This window comes from Bacteroidia bacterium, assembly GCA_033391075.1.
In the GTDB taxonomy this organism is placed as follows: Bacteria; Bacteroidota; Bacteroidia; order J057; family J057; genus JAWPMV01.
On sequence record JAWPMV010000001.1, the window covers coordinates 6,069,117 to 6,088,869 of the forward strand.

23 protein-coding genes are annotated in these 19,753 nt (G+C 42.9%); 7 read left to right on the forward strand and 16 right to left on the reverse strand.

Annotated elements, in window-relative coordinates:
- Positions 1-150: 150 nt before the first annotated feature.
- Entirely contained in the window at positions 151-477 is a 327-nt protein-coding gene (locus R8P61_24125; protein ID MDW3650182.1) for a hypothetical protein, read from the forward strand.
- Between the two features lie 159 nt (positions 478-636).
- A complete protein-coding gene (locus R8P61_24130; protein MDW3650183.1) occupies positions 637-1,761 on the forward strand; it encodes an enolase C-terminal domain-like protein in 1,125 nt (374 codons plus the stop codon).
- A gap of 1 nt (position 1,762) precedes the next feature.
- Here R8P61_24130 and R8P61_24135 read toward each other — a convergent pair whose 3' ends face one another.
- Both R8P61_24135 and R8P61_24140 read right to left on the reverse strand, forming a co-directional pair.
- Positions 1,763-4,459 carry an alpha-amylase family glycosyl hydrolase gene (locus R8P61_24135; GenBank protein MDW3650184.1) on the reverse strand — a complete coding sequence of 899 codons (2,697 nt, stop codon included), beginning with the start codon at positions 4,457-4,459 and terminating at the stop codon, positions 1,763-1,765.
- A 131-nt stretch (positions 4,460-4,590) separates the two neighbouring features.
- Positions 4,591-6,540: a TonB-dependent receptor gene (locus R8P61_24140; GenBank protein MDW3650185.1), complete on the reverse strand. Its 1,950-nt coding sequence runs from the start codon at positions 6,538-6,540 to the stop codon at positions 4,591-4,593.
- Between the two features lie 320 nt (positions 6,541-6,860).
- Between R8P61_24140 and R8P61_24145 the strand changes: the two genes are divergently transcribed.
- Together R8P61_24145 and R8P61_24150 are read left to right on the forward strand one after the other, a co-directional pair.
- Complete coding sequence (locus tag R8P61_24145) at positions 6,861-7,475, forward strand: thioredoxin family protein (GenBank protein ID MDW3650186.1); 615 nt, start codon at positions 6,861-6,863, stop codon at positions 7,473-7,475.
- 56 nt (positions 7,476-7,531) lie between these two features.
- Positions 7,532-8,386 (forward strand): hypothetical protein, encoded by an 855-nt coding sequence (locus R8P61_24150; protein ID MDW3650187.1) that lies wholly within the window; start codon positions 7,532-7,534, stop codon positions 8,384-8,386.
- A gap of 70 nt (positions 8,387-8,456) precedes the next feature.
- Here R8P61_24150 and R8P61_24155 read toward each other — a convergent pair whose 3' ends face one another.
- From R8P61_24155 to R8P61_24165, 3 genes are all read right to left on the reverse strand, one after another.
- On the reverse strand, positions 8,457-9,131 hold the full coding sequence (locus R8P61_24155) for a bifunctional nuclease family protein (GenBank protein MDW3650188.1): 675 nt from the start codon (positions 9,129-9,131) through the stop codon (positions 8,457-8,459).
- 178 nt (positions 9,132-9,309) lie between these two features.
- Positions 9,310-10,284: an electron transfer flavoprotein subunit alpha/FixB family protein gene (locus R8P61_24160; GenBank protein ID MDW3650189.1), complete on the reverse strand. Its 975-nt coding sequence runs from the start codon at positions 10,282-10,284 to the stop codon at positions 9,310-9,312.
- A gap of 34 nt (positions 10,285-10,318) precedes the next feature.
- Positions 10,319-11,065, reverse strand: a complete 747-nt coding sequence (locus tag R8P61_24165; protein ID MDW3650190.1) for an electron transfer flavoprotein subunit beta/FixA family protein — start codon at positions 11,063-11,065, stop codon at positions 10,319-10,321.
- Positions 11,066-11,130: 65 nt separating this feature from the next.
- Here R8P61_24165 and R8P61_24170 point away from each other — a divergent pair, with 65 nt between their 5' ends.
- From R8P61_24170 to lipB, 3 genes are read left to right on the forward strand one after another with little or no spacing between them, the layout of a single operon-like run.
- Positions 11,131-11,463 (forward strand): tetratricopeptide repeat protein, encoded by a 333-nt coding sequence (locus R8P61_24170; protein MDW3650191.1) that lies wholly within the window; start codon positions 11,131-11,133, stop codon positions 11,461-11,463.
- 21 nt (positions 11,464-11,484) lie between these two features.
- The gene (locus R8P61_24175; protein ID MDW3650192.1) at positions 11,485-12,066 is read left to right on the forward strand and encodes a NifU family protein; all 582 of its coding nucleotides are present in this window, start codon (positions 11,485-11,487) and stop codon (positions 12,064-12,066) included.
- Between the two features lie 16 nt (positions 12,067-12,082).
- A complete protein-coding gene (gene lipB / locus R8P61_24180) occupies positions 12,083-12,799 on the forward strand; it encodes a lipoyl(octanoyl) transferase LipB (protein MDW3650193.1) in 717 nt (238 codons plus the stop codon).
- 209 nt (positions 12,800-13,008) lie between these two features.
- Here lipB and rplQ read toward each other — a convergent pair whose 3' ends face one another.
- The 11 genes from rplQ to rpmD form a co-directional block, all read right to left on the reverse strand.
- Complete coding sequence (gene rplQ, locus R8P61_24185) at positions 13,009-13,968, reverse strand: 50S ribosomal protein L17 (protein ID MDW3650194.1); 960 nt, start codon at positions 13,966-13,968, stop codon at positions 13,009-13,011.
- A gap of 119 nt (positions 13,969-14,087) precedes the next feature.
- On the reverse strand, positions 14,088-15,074 hold the full coding sequence (locus R8P61_24190; GenBank protein MDW3650195.1) for a DNA-directed RNA polymerase subunit alpha: 987 nt from the start codon (positions 15,072-15,074) through the stop codon (positions 14,088-14,090).
- A gap of 57 nt (positions 15,075-15,131) precedes the next feature.
- Positions 15,132-15,731 carry a 30S ribosomal protein S4 gene (gene rpsD, locus R8P61_24195; GenBank protein ID MDW3650196.1) on the reverse strand — a complete coding sequence of 200 codons (600 nt, stop codon included), beginning with the start codon at positions 15,729-15,731 and terminating at the stop codon, positions 15,132-15,134.
- Between the two features lie 50 nt (positions 15,732-15,781).
- Positions 15,782-16,165, reverse strand: coding sequence for a 30S ribosomal protein S11 (rpsK, locus tag R8P61_24200; GenBank protein MDW3650197.1), 384 nt, complete (start codon positions 16,163-16,165; stop codon positions 15,782-15,784).
- Positions 16,166-16,233: 68 nt separating this feature from the next.
- Positions 16,234-16,611 carry a 30S ribosomal protein S13 gene (gene rpsM, locus R8P61_24205; GenBank protein MDW3650198.1) on the reverse strand — a complete coding sequence of 126 codons (378 nt, stop codon included), beginning with the start codon at positions 16,609-16,611 and terminating at the stop codon, positions 16,234-16,236.
- 2 nt (positions 16,612-16,613) lie between these two features.
- Positions 16,614-16,730 (reverse strand): type B 50S ribosomal protein L36, encoded by a 117-nt coding sequence (gene ykgO, locus R8P61_24210; GenBank protein MDW3650199.1) that lies wholly within the window; start codon positions 16,728-16,730, stop codon positions 16,614-16,616.
- A 5-nt stretch (positions 16,731-16,735) separates the two neighbouring features.
- Positions 16,736-16,954, reverse strand: coding sequence for a translation initiation factor IF-1 (infA, locus tag R8P61_24215; GenBank protein ID MDW3650200.1), 219 nt, complete (start codon positions 16,952-16,954; stop codon positions 16,736-16,738).
- Between the two features lie 10 nt (positions 16,955-16,964).
- Positions 16,965-17,759: a type I methionyl aminopeptidase gene (map, locus tag R8P61_24220; GenBank protein MDW3650201.1), complete on the reverse strand. Its 795-nt coding sequence runs from the start codon at positions 17,757-17,759 to the stop codon at positions 16,965-16,967.
- Between the two features lie 9 nt (positions 17,760-17,768).
- Positions 17,769-19,106 carry a preprotein translocase subunit SecY gene (gene secY / locus R8P61_24225; GenBank protein ID MDW3650202.1) on the reverse strand — a complete coding sequence of 446 codons (1,338 nt, stop codon included), beginning with the start codon at positions 19,104-19,106 and terminating at the stop codon, positions 17,769-17,771.
- Between the two features lie 5 nt (positions 19,107-19,111).
- Entirely contained in the window at positions 19,112-19,561 is a 450-nt protein-coding gene (gene rplO / locus R8P61_24230) for a 50S ribosomal protein L15 (protein MDW3650203.1), read from the reverse strand.
- Between the two features lies 1 nt (position 19,562).
- Positions 19,563-19,748: a 50S ribosomal protein L30 gene (rpmD, locus tag R8P61_24235; GenBank protein MDW3650204.1), complete on the reverse strand. Its 186-nt coding sequence runs from the start codon at positions 19,746-19,748 to the stop codon at positions 19,563-19,565.
- Positions 19,749-19,753 lie beyond the last annotated feature (5 nt).

A 19,753-nucleotide genomic window follows, 5' to 3' on the forward strand; every position in this document is an offset into this window, starting at 1 on the left:
TACTGGTAAACGAGTAGATATCCCGAATTCCTAGGATTTACCCTACGGAAAACCCTTATTTTCCTTATCGGAATCCCCTATTCAATCCGCTAGCTATTCATTTGCACTTTTGTAAGGACGATACAAAGACAGCATCCTAACAATACTGTAATGAAAACTTTAAAAATCCTTATTAGCGCGATCTGCATGATCTTCGGACAGGAGGATAACTCAACAATCAACAAAAGCCTTGTTTTCCAGCAAACCTGTGAATTAAGTAACGTACAAATCCCTATACAAGAAATAGAATACCCTGAAATTCCAGATTCTCAACTTGCAGAAATTTTTTATACCGGGGAGGATAAAACTTCTGTAAAAGAAAACACAATCATGAGCTTTGAAGAAGGACACTTCTATTTGGCCGAGGGATTCTGGAAAAACTTTAGCACACAAACTGACAAACAACAGGACCTGCTGTTTATCGCGCAAAAAAACTGATCGCTCAAAAGCACACAAACGATCCCGGCAACAGCCCTTTTACAACGACACCCAGATATGAATTAGAAATGACCCTAAATGCAGGCAATTATCAAGGCTCTCTGGAGCTCTATTACTTGCCTGCACTATTTACCTAAGAATACCCGTAAAATTCAAGTCATGAAGATCAAATACCTGAAGTTGCGATATATAAGGCTACCCTTAAAAATGGCATTCAGTCAGGCAAATTATCGCACAAAACAATCCGAATCCGTAATTCTAGAACTTCACACTCAAAATGGAATTACCGCCTTTGGAGAATCAAATCCTCTGGGATTTGTGAATGGAGAAAGTCCCTGGTCCGTGAAATCAGATATTGAATTCATCAAGCATTCTCTCTTACAAGCTAATTTCACCCGCCTGGAAGAGATAAGAGAATTCATCACCGAAGAGATTGCGGAGCTGATAGGAGAGTCTAGTCTTTGTGTATTGGAAATAGCATTACTCAATGCCTTTTCCAAAGAAACCGGAAAGAGTCTTGATCAGATTTTCGAAACAGAAATTCCGAAGATTCTTGATTATACCGGTGTGATTCCTTTAGGAGACCTAAGCTTAATGCGTCCCCTTCTCCAGAAGTTTTCCTTTTCCAGGGTCAAATTGAAAGCCGATAGGAACCTACAACTGAGTCTGGAAAATATTCAAATCCTGAAGCAAATCTACGGGGCCGATATTGATATTCAACTCGACCTGGATTGCTCCTGGAATACAGCAGATGCTCTTGAACAGATTCCTATTCTGATAGAAAAGGGGATTTATCAATTTGAACAGCCGTTCGAAACCGATCAGGATCTACGCATGCAAAAACTGCAGCGACATTATGGAAACGAACTCATCTTTATTGCCGATGAATCTATTAGACGATATAAAGATGCTGTCAGGCTGATCAAAACAGAAGCATGCAAGGGGTTTAACCTAAAACTCTCCAAGCATGGAGGTATTTTTCAAAGCCTTGCTATCTACAAACTCGCACATAAATATGGGATACGTTGCGAACTGGGCGTTTATCCCGGAGAAACAAGTTTACTGGCCCGGGCAGGAATCCTGCTATCCGGCCTTGCTCCAGCCATACATAGTCGGGAAGGTGCTATCGCACATGAACTACTGAGCATGGACATTTGCCATGCTTCTCTCAAGCCCGATGCAAAAGGGCAAATAGAGGGACATCAGCATATCAACAAGCTATGTAGCAAGGTCGACACTCTAAGACTGGATAAGTATTCTTCAAGTTTAGCCCATGTAGCTTAGGCTAATCGTTCTTTATCCACACTTTGAAGTTCTTTCCGGCCAGTCTAAACGAGTGTTTTTTGCCGCCTTCAAGATTGCGAAGGGATTTGTCATCTTTGACGCCTTTCTCATGATCGAAGGCGGTATTATTTCCAATCAATTTCCACTTTCCGGCAGGAAGATCAACTTCCTCCCATTTGTGTTCTTCCGATCCGGTATTGATCAGGACAAAAACTTTCCCATCAACTATATATCCCAATTGATATGGATTGACCGTATCTATCCATTGGAAGTAGTCGTCAGCCACAGAGTCTTTCACCCGAAAAATTGCTCCCGCATCACTCAATCTGAAACGATTCAAGCCTCGCCAGAACTGATACATATTCTCATAGTCGCAATGGCAATCTTCGTCTTTTTTAGATTTTCCGAGATTTTCCCAAATAAACTGATTGGCGGTGCGCATATTATAGGTATCTCGTTTTCCATGAAGGAAGACTTTGGTTCCATTGACCATCTCTTTTACGTCCTCCCTCAATGCAGCATGTCCTTTGGAACGAATCATCTCTGTACCTCCATGGGTCACGATAGGACCAAGGGAAGTATAAAGAAGTAAAGCCGCGATTTTGTAGCGATCCTCATCCACGCCCATTCGACCATCCCAATTATCATTCGCGAATTGATCTGCCAAAGCCCAATTGTCATGAATATCCAGGTAATTGATTCCACTTAGGGGAGTCTTGTCGTCCGCAAATTTATTCATCAAAGCCAACTTCACTTTCTCAAACTCCCTGAAATTTCCTCCCGCATATCCCTGATCTCTTTCTTTTACCTCCGGATTGGAAACCGGGCCTTTGAAAGCATTTCTTGAATCGTCCTGGAAAAAAGTGATGGGGGAATTATGCTTATACCAATCCCAACTAGGATTATTTTCAAAGTCCGGATCATAAGAGGCAATCCAGGGTTCTCCGTATATGATGATATCCGGTCCCAGCGCCTCCCGCAATTTCTGCAAACTTTGCCGGTCTATTTGCCCAGCCAAATCAACCCGAAAGCCATCTATCCCAAATTCCTCTATCCAGTGTTTACATTGGTCAATCAACCATCGCTGGACCATAGGTCTGTTTTCTGTCTTCACCTCATTCCCATATTCACCAATCAGTTCCAATTCTTTCGTGCGATAATAATAGACTTTGTCCAGTACACTGAAGTGGAAATAGTAAGGATCTTTGTCCATATTCTCAGCTGTATGATTAGGAACGATATCAATGATGACTGCAATTCCTTTATCATGAAAAGCCTGTACCAAATCCCGAAATTGCTCTCGTTCAGCTCCGGGCTTTGTATCTCTTTGGCGATAGCGACTTTCGACAGCAAAACAATGAGATGTACGATACCCCCATTGATAATTTTCATCAGCAATGCCTTGCTCAATCATAAAAGGATCATCCTTGAATGCAGGCTTCCAATCCTCATCTTTGTAATGAAGAAATTCCTGCACCGGCATGAGATGGACCGTATTTATCCCCAAATCAAGGAGGTAATCAAAGCCAATCTTTTTCCCTCTGCTATTCTTTAGACCACTCTTATAAAAAGCGGGAAGGGTTCCTTTAATCTTATCATCTACCGGAAGTAGATCTGTAAAATCCTGCACATGGACCTCATAGGCTATAACACTTTCCATCGGAGGGATGCCATTTGCTAAAGGACTGGCAGGAATCGTTTTGGGTGCCACCATGCATTTCCCCCAGCTATCATCACTCACCCTGCAATAGGGATCGCTGATGTGTGTGGGCTCTGTCTCATAAAAATGATTGCCTGGATCGTTGGGACCATGTACAGTGAAGTCATACCATACGCCCGACAAATCCTCCTGATGGAAACTTTCCCAAACCCCTTCCTTATCCCGCTGCATTTCTATCGTTTCGTAAGCCTTTTTGTCATCTTTTCCTTTGTATAGATAAAGCCTGACCTCAGAGGAGCGAGGAGAAAAAATGCGAAAGACCGTCTCAGTCCCGTCGTCATTGATATTTGCTCCTAACGCTTTATTTGAATAGAGTTCACGAAACCAACCATCAAAGGAGCACCAGGCTTTGAGATTGCTGGCTTTCAATTCCAGGTAATAGACCCTGCGAATGTCGATTTTCTCTCCAGGTATCAACAGCGCATCATGGGCACTATTTGGGAGCACCTCTGCAATAGGAATTTCTTTTCCATCTGCATCAGTGAGGATATAAGCCTCAGGATCTATGGGCCGTTCGAAGGATTGTACTTCCACCCAGATATTCCCGGATGACTTGAGTTCTGCTTTCAGCATAGCTGGGATTATGTCTTGTAAAAAAACGAGATTACCTCCTTTGCTATTTGCAGCTTCAGAAGGAGGTTGTAACCAAATCCCATCATCCATGCGAAATTTGAATTCAGCGTGGGGTGGAATGCGTGTAAATTTAGGATTGTATAGGTGTAAAGTCCAAAGGGAATTAGCTTGAGAAACTAACTGCCATTCTTGCTCATCCATATCCTGGCTCCATCCGCGAAAAGAACCTGTAAGAACGACTCTTTTAGGAGTATTTACTTCATAAACTTTTTCAGAGAAAAAGAAATAGGAGGTATCATTTCGATGGAAATGCCCTTCCAGGATTTGAGCATCCGTTTGCGCCTCCAATCCTGCAGGCGAAAAGAGGATCAGAAAGCTGATCAAAATGGCTAGATTTCTTTGCATAATTCCAGGCAAAGGGGTTGAAAGCTTGCAAAGCAAATATAAGAACGTGTGGGGGTTTTAGCGTGTTAGTGTGTTGGCGTTTCTTCGATTTAATTCAACTTCTATACGCCAACACTCCAACACGCTTATCTTTATTTTATCCTCCAACTAATCCCTGCCTGTAACCAGGATCCGGGCATACGAGCACCAAGAATATTTTGATACTGGGTGTTGAAGATGTTTTGCATCTGAACGTGGACGCGTATGCCGTCAATAATTTCGCCAGAAAAACGTCCATGCCAAACACTATAACTGGGATTGAGCGAAGCATTGATCGCAAGGGCTTCCCGAGCATCTCTGCCTATATAATGTCCTCCTATGGCCAATTCTACCTTATCGACATTCAGAATAAGTTGAGTGGTCAGGAGGTGCTGGGCGTGGCTGGAAATGTAAACAGAGACTATCCCCTGATCATTGGTAGTATTAAGATAGGTATATCCCAGGCTTAACCGAAGGCGGGTATTATTCCCAAAATCTTCCTGATACCAGGCTTCAACTTCGACTCCATCGGTATTTACTGCGGAGATGTTTTGGGCGAAAAAGTAGTTCCCGCCTTCCTGCAAGCTTCCGATGCTTATTTCAGAAGCCGGTGTACTTACATAATCGATAAGCCTTTCTGACTGCCGAAAAAAGGCGGTAGCCTTTAGGGTGAGGTTTTTAGACGGGTAAACATCCACTCCGAATTCTTCTGACCATCCTTGTTCAGCAAGGAGATCCGGATTCCCCAGACTTCTTCCGGGAGTTAGGTTTTGGAGATTGTTGGATACATAACGCTCGGTATAATCAGCTGCGCGTATACTTCTTCCCGCAGAAGCTCTCAACAATAGCTTGGGCAGCACCCAGGAAGCATTGACTTGAGGCAAAAGTTCCCAGGCATAGTTTTCATCATAATCCAAACGCAAACTCGCTGTGAGGTTGACTTGTTCAGAGGGTTGAAGAACTCCCATTGCATAGATGCCAGTATGCCAATCCTGGTGGTCTCCTCTGTCATTACTTTCAATGCTTCTCCGATCTGCTTGTATACCAGCCTTGAGGGTAAATTGATCACTCAATTCCTGCAGCTGATTGAAAGTCATATTGAGGTACTGTGTTGTGTGAATGTTGGTCGAAGGGAAATCCGGGCTGAAGACAAACTCATCGGTATTGCTTTTAAAAGCTACACTCAAATCCGTTTGTCCTTTTTTGCTGTATTTATTCAGGCGAAAGTGGTTCCACCAGCCTTGTACTGTTTCTGTGGACTTATCAAAAGTACTATTTGTGTAAAAGTAGCGGGCATTGAAATCTCTCAGGTCATAGGCCGAACGGAAATTGAGCGAAAGGCCATTGTCAAAATTATATCCCAGGGCAGCAGAGACCGTTTTGACATCAAAGAAAGTATGATAAGGGCTAAGGCTAGTGGTTGAATCTATTACTTCTTCAGGAATACTTTCTCCTTCAGACTCATTGAAATTAATAGCAGCTCCCACTCTTAACTTTCCTTTCCGGAAGAAAACACCTTGTTCAGCTCGAACCAATTCATTGTCTCCATAACTCAGACTTCCTCCCATATCATTGCCTTCTTCCATATTTCGGGCGAAAGTTTTGGTAACAAAATTGATCACTCCCCCTACAGCATCCGGCCCATAAATAGCTGCTGCAGGACCTCGCAGAATCTCTATGCGGGCAATCTCCCGGGGACTAACTGAAATATTCCCATTGAAGTGTCCGGTAAGGGCATCATTCATTTTCAGGCCATCTACCAATACCAATACCTGATTAAAGGTCGATCCTCTTAGCAGAATGTCTGCCTGAACCCCAAATCCACCTCGGGACTGAACCTGAACACCGGGAATCCACTGGAGGAGTTCGTCCAGAGAGTTGAAGGGTAAGGCTTCTATTTGCTCGGCCTGAATGATACTAATATTTCGGCCTGTCTCCTGAATGGTCAGCGGAATATTGCTTGCTGTAACCAAAACCGTGTCTATCTCCTTCAAGGCCTGGCCCCAAAGCTTTCCGAATGAAATGAATAGACAAATCAGAATAAGTAAAAATTTCCGATCCATAGCGTGTATTTTTTTTGAAGGCGCAAACCTAGATAAATACTTTTCTTCCTTCAAGGGGTATTGATCTTGTATTTTCAGAAATTTCTCCATAGACAAGCGAGTAAATTTTATCCCTCCTATCTATGAGAAAGCAGCCTCAGGGAGAAACGCGAGTCTTTTCTATTAAACAATTCATATTGACGCTGATTTCATTGCCTACTGAAAATTGTCTCTGAGCCGATAAACTTTCCTCATTTACTCTTCTAATTTTGGGACATAATATGGCTTTTGTAGTTATAGTTATAGTTAAACTTATTAACCCCAAAATCGAATAGATAGATATGGAGCAGCTAATTAGAGAGAAAGTGAGTCAGAGTATGAGTTATGAAGAGTACAGGACCTTGATGGGAAGTCTGGTAGCAGAAGGAAAAACCAGTGGTCCCAATCAGAGTGAGTCGATGGCGAATTATACGAAGATGAATGAACATCGCATGAAGCGACTGGACAAAACTTTTAAGGTTTCAGAAGAGTTGGAGGAAATCGTTGCAACTTATGAGAAAGACTATATCTGGCTGGTAATTACGGAAGCATGGTGCGGAGATGCAGCGCAAACTGTACCTATTCTTCAAAAAATTGCCGCAGCCAGCGATAAGGTAGATCTGAGAGTGGTACTAAGAGATGAGCATCCCGACTTGATGGAGAAATTCCTGACAGATGGAGCCAAGTCTATACCCAAGCTAATAATTGTAGATAAAGAAAGTATGCAAGTAGAGCAAGATTGGGGTCCCAGACCGGCACCTGCCCAGGAGATGCTTATGGAATTTAAGGCCAATCCTGATCTTTCTTATAGTGAGTTTAGTCTCAGCTTGCAAAAATGGTATAACCAGGATAAGGGAGAGACAACTCAAAATGAATTGATCCAGACCTTGAAGTCTCCGGCTCAATTGTATATCTAGCACTTTTTTTGCTATTTGAGTAAAACAACCCTTATTTCTACATTCAATAAAAAAGAATGTTTTCATCAGAATTAATCGCTCAGGAGCGTAAAAATATTCGAGTTAGTGCTGTATCTACAACCGCAATCATGGTCGTTCTGGCTTTGTTGTGTTTGATTTTCACGGCCTATCGAAATCGCGTCCCTCCTCCGGGCAAGAAATATGAAGTTTTGGGAGCGATTGACTTTGGAGATACGCGGGAAGGAAGCAAAAATGTAAACACCCGTGAACGTGCTGTACCAGATCCGGTAGAGAATCAGACTCCTAAGCCAACTCCTCCTCAACCAACTCCGCAACCTGTAGAGGCTGCTCCAACGCCTCCTCCCAGGGTTACCACTCCCAAGCCTACGCCTGTGGCAGTGCCCGATCCTCCGGTAAAAAAACCTGAGCCGGTCGAACAACCCAAAGTGGAGAAACCGCAGGAACCCAAGCCTACCCCTAAACCGACCAATACGCAGACCAAGCCTACAGAAAGTAAGCCTGCAGATAAACCTTCCACCAATACCAGTAGTAAACCTTCTGGTTCAAATGATGGTAGTGCAGATAGTGGAACCGGAAATAAGGGTACTCCTAATACCAATGTCCTGAATAATGATGGACTTTATTCTTTCGGTGAAGGCATAGGCGGATCAAATGGTAGAGGCATTCTTTCGATTCGTGATCCAGATTATAAGTGCCAGGAAGAAGGTACGCTTACCTTCAAATTCCAGATTATGCCCAATGGTTCTGTAGGTCGTGTATACAGACCGATTTCAAACAAAAGATGTTTGGTTCAAATCGGGATGGCCGCTATCAGAAGCTGGAAGTTTACTTCCTCACCTGGATCTGGCACCTTGGAAACCAATGTTACCATCAAATTCAAATTGAATTAATCGATATTTTGAATAAAGAAAAGGGGCTTGCAATGCAAGCCCCTTTTCTTTAGGTATATTTTTCGCTGATCTAATCTTTATTCAAACGATTGATCTCATCTCTAAGTCTCGCGGCCGCTTCATAATCCTCACCTGCCAGGGCTTCATCCAGTTGCTTCTGCAATTGCTTGAGAGTTTTATTGCTGGACTTCTTTGGTTTAACAGGAATCTTATCCTCTTCTCCTTCTCCTCCTCCTTCTACTTCCTCCTCTTCAATCGGATCTGATTTTTCAACCTCCGCCAAAGAAAACTCGCTTTCCTCACCTGTTGCAAAGGTCTCTCCTTCTTCTCCACTTTCGTCAATAACAATTCCCGCTTCTGAAAGCACCGTCTCATAGGTATAGATAGGCACCTTAAAGCGTACGCCTATTGCAACGGCATCACTGGGTCGACTATCGATTTCATGAATTTCTCCATCCACCTCAAGAATCAATCTTGCATAAAAAATACCTTCATGAAGATCATTAATTACAACTTCCAGAAGGTTTATTTCAAAATGGCGGGCAAGATTGTATATCAGGTCATGAGTCATCGGCCGGTTGGTCTTGATATTCTCCAACTCAAGGGCTATTGCCTGAGCCTCTGCCCCGCCAATAATAATGGGTAATCTCCGATTCCCATTACTCTCACCTAACACTAAGGCATAGTGTCCTATTTGAGAATGGCTGGAAGACAAGCCGATGATGTCCAGTCGAATCTTTTTCACCTAATAGTTTTTATCATCCACACTAATTGTACCTACGCACTGTCCAATTGGCCGGATAGGGTTCATGTCTTATTTGCACCGGCTTGCTTCAAACGAAGTTACAAGAATTATCGTCATCTGACAAGCAGGCCTTTTACTATCTAAAAGGATATAAATTAGCGAAAAATAATCCTCAAAACTAGGCAGTTGCCTTAATAGACTTTACAGCCTCAATCAGTTTTGGAACTACTTCAAACAAATCTCCTACGATCCCAAAATCAGCGATTTTGAAGAAGGGAGCCTCAGGATCCTTATTGATCACAACGATGTTTTTGGAAGAACTAACCCCAGCCAAATGCTGGATAGCACCGGAAATTCCGATCGCAATGTACAGGGTAGGTGCAATTTGAATACCAGTTTGTCCCACGTGTTCGTGGTGAGGACGCCAGCCCATATCTGCAGTAGGCTTAGAACAAGCTGTTGCAGCACCTAAAAGCTCTGCAAGCTCTTCGATCATCCCCCAGTTTTCTGGCCCTTTCATTCCTCTACCCGCAGAAACTACATTATCAGCTTCTGTCAAAGAAATACCTTCAGAAGCCTTTACGATTTCTTTGGCAATTTCTTTCAAATCTTTTTCAATAGGGTTGAATTCAAATGCTTCTATGCTGATACTGCTTGGATTTTCTTCAGTTTTATATCCATTGGATTTAACTGTGATAACCATTTTTTCAGCATTCACGCTCAAAGCTTCTACTCCTTTACCAGAGTAAGACATTTTGCTTGAACCGAAGCTATTTGCGGCATCTGCGAGGGTAAATACTCCGGAAAGAGGAGCAGCTTTAAGTTTTACAGCTATTCTGGGTGCAACGGCACGACCATTATAGGTTTGGGCAAATACCACTGCTTTTGCTTCAGAAGCCAGAGCTACTTTTGTTATAGCAGCTGCATAAGCGGAATTGATAAAATCGTTCAGTTTATCATTTCCAACGGTATATACTTTGGAAACTCCATAGTTTCCCAATTTATTCAATTCATCCTCGGACACAGCTCCTACAGAAACTGCTTCTAATGCAACTCCCATAGACTGAGCCAAATCGTAGGCATAGGTGGCAGCCTCGAAAATGGTTTTCTTAAATGTGCCCTGGTTATTTTCTGCAAAAAGTAATACAGACATATATTTATGATATCAGTTTAAGGTGGAAAAGGAATTAAAAGAGGCCTTTAGCAGCCAATGCCTCAGCCAAAGACGCAGTATCTTCCGTTTCGAAATACTGACATGGCTCCTTAGCAGGAGGATAGCTAAATTTTACGGTACTAACTGGTTGAGGAACATCAGATGGACTGGTTACAGAAAGGGGCTTCTTACGTGCAGCCATAATTCCTCTCATGTTTGGGATGCGCCATTCTGAAATTCCTTTCTGACAGCTAACTACCACAGGGAGATTTACTTCCAATACCTCCTCACCTCCATCAATTTCTCTTTTCAAGCTGGCAAGCTGACCGTTCTCTCCGCCTAGCTCCATATGCGTAGCAAATGAGACAAAGCCATAATCGAGACTTTCGGCAATCATTCCCGGAACCATAGAACCATTGAAGTCAATGGACTCTTTTCCTGTAAAAATTATTTTAAATTCTTTTCCGTCAGCATACTTTGCAATTTGTTGAGCAACAGAAGCGGAATCTGTAGCAGCGGCATCTATCCTAACTGCATCATCAGCACCGATTGCCAGCGCTTTTCTCAAGGTCGGTTCAACTTCCGGGCCTCCCACACACAATGCAGTTATTGACACTTGTTTCCCCTCTTCCTTAAAGCCAATTGCGCGAGACAATCCATATTCACAATATGGATTTATAACAAAAGTTACACCTGCTCTATTTAACTTGCTACCATCAGCTTCAAACTGAATTTTGGTGGTGGTGTCAGGCACATGGCTGATACACACTAATATCTTCATAGTATCGAAGTAATTATTAAAATTTTGGGACACAAAATTAATAAATTCTACCATTAAAAAAACCTATGGACGAGAACAAACTGGAACAACTTCTTAGATTCTTGGACATGGCTCCAAATGATCCGTTTAGCCTCTATTCCGTTGCTTATGAATACTATAGGGTAGAAAAATACCCGAAAGCACTCGAATATTATACGCGTTTAACAAATGAGCACCCGGACTATGTTGGCACTTATTATCAGTTGGGGAAACTTTGGGAACTGATGGATAATATTGAAAAAGCAGTCGAAACGTACGAGAAAGGGATATCTGTGGCCCAAAAGCAAAAAGACTTTCATACCTTGGGGGAATTGCAAAGAGCCTTACAACAAGCTCAAGATGAGTATGAGGATTATTGACAGATTGTGTAATTTTGCGGCATGAATAGAACGGTTGTATTACATATAGAAGGAGTTCCGAATCCAGATGCGATGAAATTTGTCCTGGAAAATGGAATTCTTACAGATGAGCCTTATGAATTCAAAAATCTCGTAGATGCAGAGAATTCTCCGCTGGTACGGAGGCTTATGATGTTGAGGTATGTAGATCGGGTATTGATGTATCACAACTACGTAGCTGTAGTCAAGGATAATAAATACCTAAAGGAGTGGAAACAGGAAACTCTTTTTGAACTCAAGTCCCTGATTCAACAACATTTGGCGGCTAATGAGCCTATCCTCTATTTTGGAGCAAAAGCTATCGTTCACGAAAAGTCCGAGGATGCGATTGTTGCCATCATTCGGGATGTTCTGGATAAAAAGATACGCCCTGCTGCCAGAGAAGATGGTGGGGACATAGTTTTTGAATCTTATGCAGATGGTGTGCTAAACCTCTCTATGTTGGGTGCATGCCATCATTGTCCCTATGCTAAACAAACCATGGAGCAAGGCGTAGAAAAGGTAATGAAGGCCCTGGTTCCTGAAGTAAAAAAGGTTACAGCGACCGCCAATAATCTCCTTTAAGCCAAAAGAAGGATTTATGCAAAAGACAAAAAGCAAGAATCTGGTAAATTTTGAAGACATGGGCAGGATTTCCTATCAGGAAGCCTGGGATTTACAAGAATCTCTGCTTAGAGTCAATACGGGCTTAAAATCAGCTGCCAGGAAGACCAAAAATCCTCAATTGGTTGCGACCCAGCATCATTTGCTTTTTTGCGAGCATCCCCACGTATATACTTTAGGAAAGAGTGGAAAGATTGATCACCTCTTATTGCAGGAGGAAGGACTAAAGGCGAAAGGCATTGAGTTTTTCAAGATCAATCGGGGAGGAGATATCACTTATCACGGTCCGGGCCAGATTACCGGTTATCCGATTTTTGATTTAGAGAAATTCAAAACGGATATCAATTGGTATTTACGGACTATGGAAGAGGTAATGATTCGTGTCTTAGCGGATTACGGATTGGAGGGAGGAAGGATAGCTAAAGAAACGGGCGTATGGCTGGGAGTTGGAAGCATGAATCCTCGTAAGATTTGTGCGTTTGGGGTAAAGGCCAGTCGGTGGGTAACCATGCACGGCTTCGCTTTCAACGTAAATACGGATTTAAGCTATTTCAATCATATTGTACCTTGTGGAATAGCCGATAAGGGAGTTACGTCCTTACAAAAGGAACTAGGCCATCAGGTAGATATGGAAGAAGTAAAAGAGAAACTCAGAAAATACTTCTCCGAGCTATTTGAGTTTGAGTTTGCCTAAGACATATTCTTTCCCTGTCTTATCACGCTTATCATTTCCAGACGAGATATTTCCCTTCTTCTCTAGAAGATTGAAAGCTATTCTCAATTAACAGCTCAAGTCAGTTTTCATAAACAAAAAGAGAGGCTGGTGCAGAAGGCTCGTTTCTCCCAAAAAAATGAGCCGCCTTTTTCCAAAGGCGGCTCCGAAATAATTTCTTAAGAAAAAGCTTATTCTTTTCCTCCGTCAAGTTCGTCTTGCCATTTTTTCAGCTCATCCCACTGACCTGCAGCAGCCATTTCAGCTTGCTTGGGCCATGTACCGGGATTGTGGCGGGCATAACGAGAACCAGCGTTGGTAAGGACCTCTTTGATCTGCTCAGGTGTTGCAGCAGCAACAGAAGCGAAGGTTGGCAATCCAGCAGCGATCAGGAGTTCCTTGATCTTAGGACCGATACCTTCGATTTTTGTGAGGTCATCAGCTTCTACTTCAGCAGCAGGAGCTTCTTCAACTACTTCTTCTACAGCAGCTTCTACTTCGGGAGCCGCTTCTTCAACGACTTCCTCTACAGCAGCTTCTACTTCTGCAGGAGCTTCCTCTACCACTTCTTCCGCTACCTCTTCAGCAGCTTCAGCTACTTCTTCTACTGTTTCCTCTACAACTTCTTCTACCTGATCAACAGCCTCTTCTACCACTTCAGCTTCTTCGATTACTTCCGCTTCTTCAACTACGGCTGTAGCTTCCGCTTTTGGCTTTCCTTTTCCTTTGCCTCCTCCTCTTCTACGGCGAGACTTCTTCTTGCCTTTAGAAGGTGCACTCTCAAGCGCCAATTCGTTGAAATCCACCAATTCGATCATAGCCAATTCTGCATTGTCTCCCAGACGATTTCCGATTTTGAGGATACGTGTGTAACCTCCGGGTCTGTCTGCAATTTTATCAGCTACAGTTCCGAATAGTTCTTTAACGGCTTCCTTATTTTTCAAATAGGAAAATACCACTCTACGAGAGTGCATGGTATCCGTCTTAGACTTAGTGATGATTGGTTCAACGTATTTACGCAGCGCCTTGGCTTTGGCTACGGTAGTTTTGATACGTTTGTGCTCGATAAGTGAGCATGCCATATTGGCCAACATGGCCTTACGGTGTGCCGATTTACGGCTGAGGTGGTTAAACTTCTTTCCGTGTCTCATTGTTAAAGCTTTGCTTGGCCAGAGGCATTCCTTTACGGGTCATAGTCCTCTGGGCAATGAGTAAAACAAAATGTAAAAAAACGAAACTGAGCTGTAAGACAGCCCAGTTTCTATGAAAATTAATCTTCGTCTAGTTTGAATTTGCTGACATCCATGCCGAAGCTCAGACTCTTATCAGCAACCAGTTCTTCCAATTCAGTCAGAGACTTCTTACCAAAGTTACGGAACTTAAGTAGGTCAGCGATATTGTAGCTAACGAGATCTCCGAGAGATTTGATATCTGCGGCTTTCAGACAGTTGTATGCACGTACTGAAAGGTCCAACTCTGATAGAGGAGTTTTGAGCAACTTGCGCATTTGCAAGAAGTTCTCATCAACTTCGTCTTTCTTCTCAACCTCTTCAGATTTGAGCGTGATAGACTCATCAGAGAATAGCATCAAGTGGCGAAGCAAAATATTAGCACCTTCTTTAAGTGCAGATTCTGCGTCAATGGTTCCATCGGTTTGAACATCAATTTCCAACTGTTCGTAGTCAGTTTTCTGTTCTACACGATAAGGATCCACTTTATATTTCACATTGCGTATTGGAGTAAAGATAGCATCAATTGCAACCTCTCCGATAGGCGCATTGGCAATCTTATTTTCTTCGGCGGGAACGTATCCACGACCTTTTCCAACAGTCAACTCAATATCGAACTGAGTCTTTGGGTCAATGTGCGCGATAATGTGATCGCGATTGGTAATTTCGAATGCAGTGGTGTGGTCGGCAATATCACCTGCAGTGAAAGTATCTTTTCCTCTAACGGAAACAAAGATCTTTGCATCACCATCGTTCACCTTTTTCATTCTCACCCCTTTGAGGTTGAGGATGACTTCGGTAACATCTTCCACAACACCGGGCACAACTGAAAATTCATGGTCAACACCAGGAATTTTGATAGAGGTAATCGCGTGTCCTTCGAGAGACGAAAGAAGAACGCGACGCAAGGCATTGCCTACAGTAATACCGTATCCTCTTTCTAGTGGACGAAGGAGAAAGCGACCAAAAAAATCGTTTTCCTTTTCTAGTACTACCTTTTCAGGCATTTGGAAATTTAACAGTGCCATACAGTGCTTTCCTTTGTGTTAAAAGACTTCTATAGAATAAATAAAGCGGGTTCTCTATTATTTGGAGTAAAGCTCCACGATCAGGTTCTCTTTGAAAGTCTCCGGAATTTCTTCACGATCCGGATAGTTCATGAAAGTACCTTTCATCTCTTTTTCATTCACATCGATCCAGGCGAAACGCTCTGCTCTTCCAAGATGAGCTTTTGCGATCTCCAGATTTTTGCTTTTGTCGCGCATCTCAACTACATCACCTGGCTTCAACATATAAGATGGGATATTTGAGACAACCCCATTAACCATAACGTGTTTATGGCTCACCAATTGTCTTGCCTGGCGACGAGTTCCAGCAAAGCCCATGCGAAATACCAGATTATCAAGACGAGATTCCAGCATTTGAAGGAAAACGGTACCAGTTACACCTTTCTTGCGGGAAGCTTTTTGGAAAGTATTACGGAACTGACGCTCCAGGATACCATAGGCATATTTCGCCTTTTGCTTCTCCATCAACTGAATGGCATATTCAGAACTTTTTCTTCTGCGGCTTTTTCCGTGCTGACCAGGGCCAAATTTACGGCGGTCCAATACTTTGGTAGGACCGAAGATAGGCTCTTTGAATCTTCTGGCGATCTTTCCCTTGGGACCTCTATATCTTGCCATTTATCTTAATTTGATTTTGTTTCTTCTAATTAACCCAGCGGGTTGAAAATTTATACTCTTCTTCTTTTTGGAGGACGGCAACCATTGTGAGGCAGCGGAGTGATGTCCGTAATCATGGTTACATCAATTCCTGCAGCTGCAACTGCTCTGATCGCTGATTCACGACCGGATCCAGTTCCTTTCACAAATACTTCTACCTTGCGAAGTCCCATATCATAGGCTTTTTTCGCGCAGTCTGTAGCAGCTACCTGAGCAGCATAAGGCGTATTCTTTTTGGAACCGCGGAATCCCATTTTACCAGCAGCTGACCAGGAGATTGTATTTCCGGAAAGATCAGTGATGGTGATGATGATATTATTGAAAGAAGAGCTAATGTGAACCTGACCATTCGGTTCGACCTTCTTCTTCTTTTTTCCTTTAGATGACTTTGCCATTTATAGATATTTTTTTGATTCGCGGAAAGTAGAAGTAGCTTCTCATCCCGGACAAATCTTCTATTATATTATTTAACTGCTTTCTTCTTGCCTGCAACAGTTTTCTTACGACCCTTACGAGTACGAGCATTCGTCTGCGTACGCTGACCACGGAGAGGAAGACCTTTACGGTGGCGCTGTCCACGATAGCAACCGATATCCATCAAACGTTTGATATTCAATTGAATCTCGGAACGAAGGGCACCTTCCACTTTGTAATCATCACCAATGATCCGACGGATGCTAACGATATCATCATCAGTCCAGTCATTGACTTTTTTATTAGGATCAATCCCGGCCTTATCCAGGATCTGCTGAGCGGAGGTTTTTCCTATTCCGAAAACATAGGTAAGTCCAATTACCCCACGCTTATTTTTTGGTAAGTCTACTCCAGATATTCTTGCCATAATTATCCTTGTCGCTGTTTACACTTAGGGTTCTTTTTGTTGATCACGTACACCCTTCCTTTGCGGCGGATGATTTTGCAATCTGCAGTACGTTTTTTAACTGATGCTCTAACTTTCATCTTTCTTATTTATATCTGTAAACAATACGTCCTTTACTCAGGTCATAAGGAGGAATCTCCAAAGCTACTTTATCACCAGGTAGAATTTTAATGTAGTGCATACGCATTTTTCCAGCGATATGTGCAAGTAATTCATGCCCGTTTTCCAGTTTTACCCGGAAGGTAGCGTTTGGTAGTGCTTCCGTTACTACGCCGTCGATTTTTATAGGAGCTTGTTTAGCCAAAATTCTTGTATTAATTCTCGATAAATTCAAATGTTGATAAAATCTCCGCTTTGTCTTTTCCGATTACAATGCAATGCTCATAATGAGCAGAAGGCTGACGGTCAGTTGAAAATACAGTCCATCCATCCTGTGCAATCTTGATAAAGCGTTTACCCATATTAATCATGGGTTCGATTGCGATCACCAATCCTTCCTGAAGAGGAATGCCTGATCTTTTTCTGCCATAGTTAGGAACTTCTGGTGGCTCATGCAGGTTTTTACCTAATCCATGACCGACCATTTCCCTTACCACACTAAATCCATAGCCTTCTACATATCGTTGAATGGCATTGGAAATATCTCCGAGTCTGTTACCAACTTTGGCCTGCTCAATTCCTTTATACAAAGCTGTTTTGGTAACCTCCATCAAGCGTTTTTTCTTGGCTGAAACCTCGCCCACCGCAAAGGTGTAAGCAGAGTCGCCATAATATCCATTGATTTTGACACCACAATCTATTGATATGATATCGCCATCTTTAAGGATTTGCTTGGCGGAAGGCATCCCGTGCACAACTTCCTCGTTGAGAGAAGTACAAAGGGTTCCTGGAAAAGGAGTTTCGCCAAAAGCTGCCTGATAGTTTTTGAAAGCCGGTATGGCTCCATGATCCCTGATGAAGGTTTCCGCAATGGTATCCAACTCCAAGGTACTAACGCCAGGCTTCACATGCTTCCCAACTTCTCCAAGCGTTTTACCAACAAGTAAAGAACTTTCTCTTATCAGTTCGACCTCTTCCGGGGTCTTGAGTTTTATTTTTCCAGCCGCCATAATCTGATTCTATACTGCAGCCAGGCCACCACCTCTCTTACGTCCTCTCACTCTGCCAGACTGCATCAAACCATCGTAATGACGCATCAATAAGTAACTTTCAACCTGCTGCAGGGTATCCAACACTACTCCAATCATAATGAGGAGGGTAGTTCCACCGAAGAATTGAGCGAATCCAGAAGATGCTCCCAATTGCATAGCTATAGCAGGGAAAATGGATACGAAGGCAAGGAAGATAGATCCCGGCAAGGTAATACGAGACAATACTGTATCGATATAATTTGCGGTTTTCTTTCCAGGCTTCACACCAGGTATAAATCCACCGTTTCTTTTAAGCTGATCTGCAATCTCATTAGGATTAACTGTGATCGCTGTATAGAAGTAGGTGAAGATGATAATCATGAAGAAGAAGATGACGTTATACCAAAATCCGGTATAGTCAGCGAGAACTGCGGCCAATCCTGAAGTTCCGTCTCCAAACAATCCCAGAAGAGAAGTAGGAAGGAACATAATTGCCTGTGCAAAGATGATAGGCATTACCCCAGCTGAATTCACTTTCAAAGGAATGTACTGACGAGCAGCATTTCCGCGTCCCATTTGTCCAAGTCTGTTTCCAGCCATTTGACGGGCGTAGTGAACCGGTATCTTTCGAGTTGCCTGGGTAAGTGCGACCACAGCCATCGTAACAACCCCCAGTGCCAGTATCTCAATGAAGAAGATCATAGGTAGACGAGCGGCCCATTCCTGCAATAGGGCAGAAGGCAGACCTGCAATGATACCAATCATGATCAGGAGAGATACTCCATTTCCGATTCCATTATCTGTAATTCTTTCTCCCAACCATACGAGGAACATAGTACCTGCAGTAAGGATAAATACAGTGGTGATCCAGAAAATAAAGGAGTTTTCAACAACTGCTCCGGGGCTTTGGTTCAGGTAAACTACATAACCAGCTGCCTGACCGCCTGTAATAGCAACAGTGAGGTAACGGGTCATCTGGTTCATTTTCTTCTGACCGCTTTCCCCTTCAGTTCTCAATTTTTGTATAGAAGGAATAACTGCGCCTAAGAGCTGCACAACGATAGATGCAGAGATATAGGGCATAATTCCCAAAGCCAGGATAGATCCACGGGCAAAAGCACCTCCGAGAAATGTGTTGAACAGATCCAGCAGGCCACCACCGTCTCCGGAACCGAATGCCGCACTCAATTGTGTGGAATCAATACCAGGAAGGACCACGAAGGTTCCCAATCGAAACACCGCTAACAACAGCAGTGTATACAGGATCCTTTCCCTCAGTTCCTGAATCTTGAATATATTTCTTAATGTATCTATTAAGGCTCTCATAAATTCTAAACTTCAGCAGCCGTTCCACCTGCGGACTCAATCGCCTCTTTCGCGGACTGGCTAAATTTATTCACTTTAACATCAACTTTTGCCTTGAGTTCTCCTCTACCGAGAACCTTCACTAATTGTTTTGTACTGGAAATGATTCCATTATCAAGTAACAATTGGTGATCTATTTCTTTTCCTTTATTGGCTTCGGCAAGAACCTGCAAGGTATCAAGATTTACGACCTTATACTCTACACGGTTTCTGTTTTTAAAACCAAACTTAGGAATACGGCGTTGCAAAGGCATCTGCCCACCTTCAAACCAGGGGCGGAACTTGTATCCACTACGAGACTGAGCACCTTTATGACCTTTGGTCGAAGTACCTCCTCTAGTAGAACCTTGTCCTCTACCTATGCGTTTACGGGTCTTAGTTGCTCCCGCTGCCGGTTTTAGTGTATGAAGTTTCATGTTATTCAGTCTCTTCGATTTTGATCAAATGGCTCACCTTCTTAATCATACCCAAAATCTGAGGGGTACATTCTTTTTCAACAGTGCGGTTGAGCTTACCAAGACCTAAAGCCAGAATAGTGGCTTTCTGATCTTTGGGGCGATTGATCGCACTTTTTACCTGTGTTAATTTAACCTTAGGGTACATCAGAT